Below are 8,138 nucleotides of genomic sequence, written 5' to 3' on the forward strand. Positions count from 1 at the left end.
GGTGGTGTCGCGCCCTGATACAAGCCGAGTTCTTCTCTGTCGTAGAGCGTGTCGGTGTCACTGTCGAGTGCGCTTGGGTTGGTGCCGTACTGGCTTTCGGCGGCGAGCGTCGCTTCAATCTGGGCAACGTTACATACGGGTGCCAGGTTACAGGCGCGCACGAAGGCGGCGTAGTCGTTGTTCTGTACCTGATTAAAGGTAATGCAGGGGTTGCCCCGTGCGACACACACGTCGCCGCCGTTACGGTATTCATCATTGTCGTTGATGCCGTCACCGTCGGTGTCGGTGCTGCGTGGGTCGGTTTTGAGGTAGAACTCCAGCAGATCCGGCAGGCCGTCTTCGTCGGTGTCGGTTTTAGTCGGGTCTGAGGTGACTGTTCGCGTGCTGCCCCAGGTCGCTTCGGTCACGACCCAGCCGTTGGTTTCGGCGGAGTTCACCAGGCCGTCGCCGTCGTCATCGAGGAAGTCGGCACCGTCGACCCGGTCGTTCGGGTGCAGGCCCAGTGACAGTTCGGCCAAATCGTTAACGAAGTCGCCGTCGGTATCCGGGTTCAGTGGGTCGGTCGCGTAACCGCCGGTGAGTTTGTCTTCGAGCATCTGCTGGCATTCTGTGCTGACGCTGTGCTCTGCCCAGATAGCGCCGGTCGCGCGCTCTGTCGGAATCGGATCAGGCTCGGTGCCGAGATATGGGGTAATCGTCATGGACGGTACGCTGGCGTCATCAACGTCGATACTGACCATTGGCGTGATGATGTTGCCGTCAACGCGTTGGCCAGTGATTTCTTCGTAGTCGGTCAGGCCATCGAGGTCGGTGTCGCGCTGGCGTGGGTCGAGGCCACAGGCGCGTTCGAGGTCATCGGTGAGGCCATCGCGGTCGGAATCGGCCTGCCCCGGATTGGAGAATACGCGGTAGCTCTGATTTGAGCCTCTGAGCTGTACCACCCAGCCTTCTTTGATTTCGGTGTAGTCGGTGAGTGTGTCGCACACTTCTGTCGTGTTGCCCTGATCACAGCCATCGGTGTTGATGCTTTCGTCGGAGCTGCCGTGCAGGAATTCTTCACGCGCCCAGACGCGGTCGAGGTCTTTGTCCTGCACATAGGTGAAGTTGTATTGCTGGCCCGAGCGCAGACGCAGGTTATCGAAGTCGACGTTTTCGATGTTCTGATTGTTGGTGAACAGCACCCAGAACCGGGCTTCACCGGCAATGGCTTCAACATCGCGGAAGCGTGTGAGTACGTAGTGCTCCTGCCCTTCTTCTACAAGGATATCGTCGCCCGTGGGGATGGAATCAATCACGCCGTCGTCACCCGCGCGGATGACCACCTGGCCGGGTTCGATGTCTGCGTTCAGGCTACTCACCAGCTCGTCATCACCAGAGACATCGGTTTCGGCGATGCCATTGCCGCCGTCAATAATCACGGCGGAGGTCGCAAACACCTCCGTGGCGTAATCGGGTTCAACGAGGATATCGTCACCACCGGGAACGGTAGCGATGTTGCCATCGTCGCCTGCACTGATAATCACGCTGCGCGGTTCAACGCTGGTGCCCGCAGTTTCAAGTTGTTCGTCATCTGAGGTTGGCGCAGCGACAGTTTCGACCACACCATTGCCGCCATCACGAATGATCTGTGTGCCACGGATACCGGCGATTTCTAACGCTCGTTTCATGCTGATGCCGTTAGGCACGCCCGTGGATGGGTGATGATCGCTGGCGGTGGCGATTCGATAACTTTCGACCACGCCATTGCCGAGGTCAAAAATAAGCTCGGCGGTGCGGTCCTGAATCTGCTGTGAGGTAAAGGCGTAGTTGTTGCCGTTTTCGTCGCTGATGTCGTAGTTCGCAAGCTGCACGACTAAGCCGCGCGGGTTTTTCATCAGGTCTTCGATTTCTTGCGGGAAGACATTCTCGGTACGGAAGATAAACGGCCCGCGAGCGGTGTCGCCAATGGCACCGATGTTCACCGAATCGAGGTTGTCGTTCTCAGGCACGAGCGAGCCGATAGGAATAATGCGGCGGCGATTGTTCGGGTCTTGTGCTTGTGCAGTCAGCTCAAGATTGCTGATCGAGAATGGAATATTGCCGGCGTTGGCGACCGTTACGTCGACACGCATGGAGGCACCTAGCACTTCGCGGGTAATGCTCTCGCGGGTGTCGCGGGCGTTTTCGGTGGTCAGTGAGTCGTGGTAGGCCTCTTCGGCGCTTTGGTTGCTCTCTTCACCGAAGGAGACGGTGCTGCCCCATTCGTTACTGTTGGACGACGCCGTCGTGCGGCTGGCGCTGTATTTAACGCTGCCACTGCCGCCCCCTTCGGTCACGCCATAATTGATTTCTTTCTCTGCGCTAAGCGTCAGTGAGACGGAATTTTCTACCGTCTCTTTGGTTGAGTTCTCGTTGGCCGAGGAGTACGTCTGGTTATTACCCTGCGTCAGTGTGGCTTCGCTGGTGTTGGATTCAGTAACGACCTGCCCGCTTTCATCTGTGTAGGTTAAGCGGGTGTCCAGCTGCAGATTCACTAAGCCCACGTCGATATCCGGAATCGGCATGTCAGCGATCAAGGGGTTGCGATTGCCTGACGCGACTTCACTGGGGTCATCCATCTGGTCGCCGTCGGTATCCGCCAGAATCGGCGAGGTTTTGAAGAAGACGTATTCAAAGCCATCCTGAATGCCGTCACCGTCGGTGTCTTGCTTGGTGCCGTCTGAATAGATGCGGTTCCATTCGGCATCATCATCGAGGGTGTCACCGTCGGTGTCGATGCTGAGCGGGTTTAAGCCGCCGTGGCGTTCGTCGTTATCGGGTACGCCGTCGTTGTCGGTGTCCGGGTCGAGCGGATCAGAGCTGACGTGGAAGGTTTCTGTGCTGCCGTCGGTGCGGGTAACGATCACCGGCCAGCCTTCGAGTTCGATGTAATCGGCGAGGCCGTCTTCGTCGCTGTCGATCAGCTCATCGCCGTCCGGGCGGGTGCCGATAAAAGTGGCCGAATTAGGATTTACCTCGACTTCTTCTGCCGGTGGTGCAATGGCATTGCCAGCAATGTCGTAGGCATTAACCACAATGATGCTGTATTCAGTATTGATCTGGGAACCGGTTTCTAACAGCACCGCTTGCTGGCGATCATCGACAAAGCTTGCGGCCAATACCGGGAGAATCTGTTGGGTATCTGTCCGGGTGATATTGAAGTTAACGATGGAATCCACGAGGTCAGCAGACATGGGCTCGTTAAACTGGACGATGACCCGTCCGTTACCGGCAGAGACGGCACCCGAAACACGCGGAGCTTCTTCATCAGGCTCTTCCTGCGCTGCAGGGGCTTGCTGCACCTCAGTAAACAGAACATTCACGGTGCAGTCCTGAGTCACACTGCTGATGTAGTACAGGTTGCTCTGCATCGAGCCGTTACAGCCGCTGGCGGTGGCGACCGTATAGCCCTCTTCTGGCTGCAGAATCATCTGCGCGCTGCTGCCGTCGGAAATGTCGGCCGATTCAGGGGAGACGGTGCCTTGTCCGGTTACGGAGGTACTGATGCGGTGGCTTTCAGGGCCTTGAATACTGCTGCCGTCCTCGCCGCCACATGACATTAACGCAAGTGTCGATGCCGATAAGATAAATCGCTTAAATGCCATGATAATCAGTTCCCGTCTGGCGTTCCTATTGCCTATCACGTCGGTGGGTGTCGCGATATGCCTATTTGTTAGGTGGACAATGGTAACCAAATCAGAACAATATTTGTACAAACCAGCCATGGACTAGTTCGTAACTTTCAGGCTCTTTACGACATTGCTGGACAAACAGCCTGTTTAAGGCTGGTTGCTCCTCTACTTCATAGGAAGATAGTTGGAGACGCTATCAGGTAATGGCTTCAGCAGCGAAGTTCGAGCTCTGTCCCAATAGGCGGTAAGCAGGACCATACTGCAGCCTACAATCAACCCTGTCAGGCCGAGTTGCTGCCCCAATGTTCCAAAACTATCGAACAGAGCATTCATTGCATAAAGAACATAGGCAAGAGAGGAGACCATAAGAGCTCGGCGATCAATCAGCAGAGAGATCAGTGTAATTACCCCGAATACACCGAGAATTACTCCTGCAACCGAGGCACTAACATCCCCGTCCATGACCCCAATGATCTTGAACAAAGGATGCATTAGTAATGGAGCAGCCAGAAGGTGCAGCCAGAACGCCACATCCGAACGACGCGTTACCCGGCGAGTATCGGAAATATCCCATCCCATGGCGAAGATAAACACCACACCACCGGCCACCATCATCATCGGATACAGATAGGCAGTAAGTTGTGGGAACGACGTGAACAATACGGCAAGCACTGTCGCAGCCACTGCGGCAGTAATAAGTGCAACGGTGATCGGAACCCGAAAACGCAACCAATGTGCAAGCGCAGCAATGAAAGAAAACAGCGGAATAACGAATCCAGCATCTTTGATAAGGGTCTTGATCGGCAACTGGTTAATATCCGCTGCGCCAAAATATAAATATGCCATGACCGCCGTTGCACTTGGAATAAAAGCAAATAGCAATACGATGGAAGGCAACGCCATTCGGCGAATACGAATGTAATATTCAGCAAGCCCCCAAGCAACACAGGCCGTGACAGCGAAACCAATCACATCGCCAAACATGGAACTGAAAAAGGATAGGGAGGAAAGAAGTACGACCACAGAAATAACAACGACGAAGATATCGTTGAAGCCACTGACTAAGCGGAAGTTCTCCTCGTCAACAATGGGGCTGGCGTGCTGCTGTTCGTAGTCCTGGCGAAAACGCTCTACGGAATCACGCGTGAATATGCCTTTGGTTACGGCACTTTCCAGATCTGAATCGGTGTACATCTGTTGTCCTTTTGTTCAATCCATGTTTGTTCAATCCATCGTCGCTACACCCCCTACCGGTCGGGATCCCATTCAGGCGGGCCTATCTGATACCTAATTGTCGCTGCGACTCCGAGAGCAATACCTTACAACATTATTGACCCCGATTCCTTCAACCAAAACACATCAGCGATCAGATATCTGCAAATACGTAATCCGACGTATTGCCCACTATCAGTAACTGCGCTTTACTGACTCTTATAATTGATGCGACACACAGAGACAGCTCAATGCACAAGAAGATCGTTGGCGGTGGCTTTAAGAAAGTCCTCTACACCCTGAATACCGTGCGTCGTATCGGCGTGAAAGACGCTGCAAAAGCGTTGGCAGCGCACAATGCCTGTAAAGCCTGCGGTCTGGGTATGGGCGGCCAGCGAGGCGGTATGATCAATGAGTTGGATGAGTTTCCGTCGGTGTGTAACAAGAGCGTGCAGGCGCAGTCGACCGACATTCAGGGGCCCATCCCTCTGCCTGTATTCGATCACACGATTGCAGACTTTAAAGAGCTGTCATCCCACGAAATTGAGCACCTGGGCCGTTTAGGCACGCCGCTCCATAAAGCAGCCGGTTCGGATAAGTTCGAGCCTATAGGCTGGGACGACGCCATTGCCCGCACCGTAGAGCGATTTTCTACCTCGGCGCCGGAGCGCAGTTTCTTTTATGCGTCTGGTCGTTCATCTAATGAGGCGGCCTTTGTACTGCAACTGATGGCGCGCCTGTATGGCAGCACTAACATCAACAACTGCTCTTACTATTGTCATCAGGCCTCCGGCGACGGGCTGGCGACAACGATAGGTACGGGCACCTCAACCGTAGAGCTCGCCGATCTGGGTAAGTCTGACCTGATTTTTGTATTGGGCGCGAACCCTTCTTCAAATCACCCTCGCTTTATTCACCAACTCAAAAACTGTCGCGAGCGCGGCGGCCACGTAGTTGTGATTAACCCGGCCAAAGAAGCTGGGCTAGTAAAATTCGCCGTGCCGAAAAGCCCCAAATCTCTATTGATGGGCGGAAACGACATTGCCTCCGAATACCTGCAACCCAGAATCGCAACCGACGTCGCGGTATTTAAGGGCATTGCGAAAAGTATTATTGAAAACCAACAACACAATGTTGAGTTTATCGCAGAGTACACCCGAAATTTTGATGCCTATCTGGCCGATATCGAAGGGACGTCATGGAGTGAGATCGAGTCGATTACCGGACTCTCGCGTGATGATATTCACGCCGTCGCCGAGGTGTACGCACACTCCGAAAATGCTGTATTCGCATGGGGTATGGGCATGACCCACCACCTGCACGGCGTTGACAACGTCGAGGCCATCGCCAACCTTGCCATGTTGCGCGGCATGCTTGGTAAACCGGGTGCAGGACTGCTCCCACTTCGAGGGCATTCGAACATCCAGGGCGTGGGGACTGTTGGCGTAAAACCCGTACTCGCTGAAGACGTCTTCACTGCTATTGAGAATGAACTCAAAATCACCCTGCCTCGCAATAAAGGCATGGATACTATGGCCTGCCTTCAGGCTGCTGAACGAGGCGATATCGATAACGCACTTATGCTCGGTGGTAATCTGTATGCAGCATCACCCGACAGCCAGTGGGCAGAAACATCGCTGGATAATATCCCATTTAAAGTCTTTTTAACCACCACCCTGAATCAGGGCCATGTGCATGGTTGCGACAACAGCGAGAGCATAATCTTCCCGGTACTTGCACGCGATGAAGAACATGACCCTACCAGTCAGGAATCCATGTTCAACTACGTGCGGCTGAGTGATGGTGGCATCGATCGCCTCGACAACCTACGCTCTGAGGTGGATATCCTCTCAGATATTGGCATGGGCGTTGTCGACAAAAGCAGCTTTGATTTCTCGACTTTTAAGAAGCACACCACAATTCGCCATGCCATTGCGAAGTCAATTCCCGGCATGCAGAATCTCGCCGATATTGATGTTGCGAAAAAAGAGTTCTTTATCCGCAATCGTATTAAACACACGCCTGAATTTAATATGCCGGATAACCGCGCGGTATTTATCGTCAACCCGCACGATCATCCAGAAGAACGAAAAGCACAACATGCGTTTACCTTGATGAGTATCCGCAGCGAGGGCCAGTTCAACAGCATCATTTATGGGGTATCCGGATTAAGTGGTTGATGATCCCCTCTGATCCACCAAAACCTTAATCCTCCCAGAAGGTTGATAGATCGACGCCGTAGTTCTTCTCGGCCTCGGGGAGACCCATGCTGTAGGTCATGGTGGCCTTGCCCAGGAACGGAGATTCCTTGGTCTGTGGCGTCTTCTTCTTGTGCTTGGTGGTGTAGAGCATCCGGGCCCGCATCACCTCGAATGAATAGCCCCGGCCATCGCGGTTCTTGTCCTTGGCCAGCCGGTTGATCGACTCCGTGAAGGCGTTGGTGATTGGGATGTCGGTCTCGAAGTAGGTCAGCACCTCCTCACGCCAGCCACTGACGGCGCTAACGAGATCCTTCCAGACCTCCTTCTGCCCCTGCGGGATGCCGTCAACCCAGGCAGCCAACGCCTTCTCAGCATCCCGCCGGGTGGCACAGCCCCAGATGTGGTAGAACCGCTCCTTGTGCTCATAGGCTGCCAGGAGCTGGGGGAAGGCCCCTGTCCAGGTTTCCATGATGAGACGCTCGCGGTCTGAGACGTCGTGAGCCGATTAGCAATTGACTTTATAGTTACGGAACCGTAAAGTTTCGCCCAACGTAATAGTAATGATTGTCACTTACATTTCGAAAAACAAATGGTAATGGAGATTAACCACATGTTTAAACCTTCCCGCTTATCACTGGCCGTGGCTGTCAGCCTTGCCCCGGGCGCCAGTTGGGCAGTCGGCGATGATCAGCCCCAGATGCTTGAACCCATGGAAATCATTGGCGATGCGTCCGCAGCCCAGACCTTGCCAGGGTCAGGCTACGTCGTTGGTGAGGCGCAGTTGAAAACCGAGGTTGAGACCGACATCAACCAGGTGCTGAAAACCGTCCCGGGCGTCTATGTGCGGGAAGAAGAAGGCCTGGGCCTGCGCCCCAATATCGGCATCCGCGGCGCCACGGCCGAGCGCAGCAGTAATATTACCCTGATGGAAGATGGCATTCTGATCGCACCGGCGCCCTACTCCAATCCGGCCGCCTATTATTTTCCGACACTGAAGCGCATGTCCTCGCTGGAAGTACTCAAGGGTGCCCCGCTGCTGCGCTATGGCCCGCAAACCACCGGTGGTGTCATCAAC

The 8,138-nt window shown here is 54.4% G+C and carries 4 protein-coding genes and 1 pseudogene; 2 read left to right on the forward strand and 3 right to left on the reverse strand.

Going from position 1 to position 8,138, the window contains the following annotated elements:
- Positions 1 to 3,623 (reverse strand): hypothetical protein (locus tag B2R29_RS02605; protein WP_301179658.1); only part of this gene is annotated, 3,623 nt, incomplete at its 3' end.
- Between the two features lie 192 nt (positions 3,624 to 3,815).
- Positions 3,816 to 4,844, reverse strand: a complete 1,029-nt coding sequence (locus B2R29_RS02610) for a hypothetical protein (protein WP_289143192.1) — start codon at positions 4,842 to 4,844, stop codon at positions 3,816 to 3,818.
- A 269-nt stretch (positions 4,845 to 5,113) separates the two neighbouring features.
- Here B2R29_RS02610 and B2R29_RS02615 point away from each other — a divergent pair, with 269 nt between their 5' ends.
- Positions 5,114 to 7,042: a molybdopterin-dependent oxidoreductase gene (locus B2R29_RS02615; RefSeq protein WP_289143193.1), complete on the forward strand. Its 1,929-nt coding sequence runs from the start codon at positions 5,114 to 5,116 to the stop codon at positions 7,040 to 7,042.
- A gap of 25 nt (positions 7,043 to 7,067) precedes the next feature.
- Here the strand turns inward: B2R29_RS02615 and B2R29_RS02620 are convergent.
- Positions 7,068 to 7,565, reverse strand: a pseudogene (locus B2R29_RS02620) (ISL3 family transposase); the annotation flags it as partial.
- Between the two features lie 108 nt (positions 7,566 to 7,673).
- Here B2R29_RS02620 and B2R29_RS02625 point away from each other — a divergent pair.
- Positions 7,674 to 8,138: TonB-dependent receptor plug domain-containing protein (locus B2R29_RS02625; protein WP_301179659.1), on the forward strand; the 465-nt coding region annotated here is incomplete at its 3' end.

Source organism: Thalassolituus sp. UBA3500 (assembly GCF_002377545.1).
In the GTDB taxonomy this organism is placed as follows: domain Bacteria; phylum Pseudomonadota; class Gammaproteobacteria; order Pseudomonadales; family Oceanobacteraceae; genus Thalassolituus.

Coding starts and splice junctions, on each gene's coding strand:
- B2R29_RS02610 (WP_289143192.1), bottom strand. CDS start 4,844: ATGTACACCGATTCAGATCTGGAAAGTGCCGTAACCAAAGGCATATTC.
- B2R29_RS02615 (WP_289143193.1), top strand. CDS start 5,114: ATGCACAAGAAGATCGTTGGCGGTGGCTTTAAGAAAGTCCTCTACACC.